This is a genomic window from Streptomyces atriruber, from assembly GCF_001418325.1.
GTDB classification, from domain to species: domain Bacteria; phylum Actinomycetota; class Actinomycetes; order Streptomycetales; family Streptomycetaceae; genus Streptomyces; species Streptomyces atriruber.
Genome location: NZ_LIPN01000632.1, coordinates 1 through 2,111 on the forward strand (window position 1 = coordinate 1; position 2,111 = coordinate 2,111).

2 protein-coding genes are annotated in these 2,111 nt (G+C 69.4%); one reads left to right on the plus strand and one right to left on the minus strand.

Annotated elements, in window-relative coordinates; all coding sequences use genetic code 11:
* The coding region (locus AOK03_RS39525; RefSeq protein ID WP_055570160.1) for an RDD family protein at positions 1-788 on the minus strand (788 nt) is incomplete at its 3' end.
* 88 nt (positions 789-876) lie between these two features.
* On the opposite strand from AOK03_RS39525, the gene AOK03_RS39530 reads away from it, so the two are divergent.
* A complete protein-coding gene (locus tag AOK03_RS39530; RefSeq protein ID WP_055570159.1) occupies positions 877-1,884 on the plus strand; it encodes a stage II sporulation protein M in 1,008 nt (335 codons plus the stop codon).
* Positions 1,885-2,111 lie beyond the last annotated feature (227 nt).

Below are 2,111 nucleotides of genomic sequence, written 5' to 3' on the forward strand. Positions count from 1 at the left end.
GCAGAGGACCCCGCGAACTGCTCCGAACCCCCCGCCCCCGCCCGACCAAAGGCGCGTCGCGCGTCGCGGGCCTGCCGCTCGTGCACCACGGCGGCGAGATAGGCGGCCGGTGGAACCCCGTGCGGCGCCGGCGCCCCGGTCCGCTCCACCAGATCACCCGCGAGCCGCTCAGCCATCGCCCAGCCCACCTGCGGATCCAACTGCCCCATCCGCGTCAGGTACTGGCGGATCGCCAACCACAGCCCCTCGGGCACCCCGGACAGATCCAGCCCGACGAACCGCCCGACCAACCAGGGCGGCGGCGGAGGAACGAACGCGGCCCGCCCCGCAGGCACCCGCTCACGTACGACCAGCGTCCCCGCGAACACATCCCCGAGCCGCCGCCCACGCGCCGACACCAACGACGCGATGCACGCGACGACCCCGAACGTCATCAGAATCTCGACGACCCCGACGGCCCCCCGCACCAGCGCGTGCCGGAACCGGATCGGCCCCCCGTCGTCCCGCACCACCCGCAGCCCGCACGCCAGTTTCCCGAGGGACCGCCCGTGACTGAGGGTCTCCACCGCGATGGGGACACCGATCAGCACGAGTACGAAACCGGCGACGGCGACCGCGGCAGCCGCGGCATCGTCCAACGAAGAAGTGGAGGCGACGACCGCGAAGGTCACCACCAGATACACCGTCCACGCCACGGCCAGGTCGATCAGCACGGCCAGCGCCCGGCTCGGCAGCTTCGCGGGCCGCAGCTCCAGCGCCACCGCCTCACCCGTCACAAGCTCACTCACGCCCGCCACCCTTCCCCGCCCTGCCGTAGGACTGGCCAGTCTGCCAAGCTGAACAATCACGCGCCGCAGTACGAGGAGCAGTCTTCCGATGGACCTCGACGTCTTCGTGTCCGCCCACCGAGCAGAGTGGGACCGACTGGACGCCCTGCTGCGCCGTCGGCGCCGCCTCTCCGGAGCCGAGGCCGACGAACTCGTCGCCCTCTACCAACGCACCGCCACCCACCTCTCCCTGATCCAGTCCAGCGCCCCGGACCCACAGCTCACCGGACGACTGACGCACCTGGTGGCACGCGCGCGCAGCGCCGTGACCGGTACGCGACGGGCCTCCTGGCGGGACGTGACCCGCTTCCTCACGCACGGTTTCCCCGCGGCGGTCTACCGATCCCGCCGCTGGTGGATCCCCACGGCCCTGCTCTCGACGGTCCTCGCGGCGATCATCGGCTGGTGGGTCGCCACCCACCCCGAGGTGCAGTCCACGATCGCCGCCCCCAGCGAGCTCCGGGAGATGACCCGCCCCGGAGGCGAGTACGAGACGTACTACTCCAGTCATCCCGCGGCGTCGTTCGCCGCCCAGGTGTGGACGAACAACGCCCAGGCAGCCGCGATGTGCCTCGTCCTGGGAGCCTTCCTCTGCTTCCCGGTCATCTGGATCCTCTTCCAGAACATGCTCAACCTCGGGGTCGGCATCGGCCTGATGTCCTCGGTCGGCCGCCTCGACACCTTCCTCGGTCTGGTCCTGCCGCACGGCCTCCTGGAACTGACCGCAGTCTTCGTCGCCGCCGGAACAGGTCTACGTCTCGGCTGGACCGTCATCGACCCGGGCCCCCGCACGCGCCGCACCGCTCTGGCGGAAGAGGGCCGCTCGGCGCTCGGCATGGCCATCGGCCTGGCCCTGGTCCTCTTCGTCTCGGGCGCCATCGAAGGCTTCGTCACCCCCTCGGGCCTCCCGACGTGGGCCCGCATCGCCACCGGAATCGTCGCCGAGCTGGCCTTCCTCGCGTACGTCTACGTGCTGGGCGGACGAGCCGCCCGAGCAGGCGAGACCGGGGACCTCGACAGGGACGAACGCAGTGCTTCCGTCCCTCTCGCAGCTTGATGTGCGTGCGGCGCATCTGACCTGCTAGTCTCCTCATCGCGCCGGAAAAGCCGTTGACACGGAAGGACCGGGGAGGTAGATTCGAACAGTTGCCTAGAACTGGACAAGTCCAGTGGCGCAAGTTAGAGTCTGCCTGCTTCTTGAATCTCATCAATGCAAGAAGCCGCACCGAATGATTCGGAATCTGAAGCCGGTAAAACCGGCCGAGAACTTCTGATAAAGTCGGA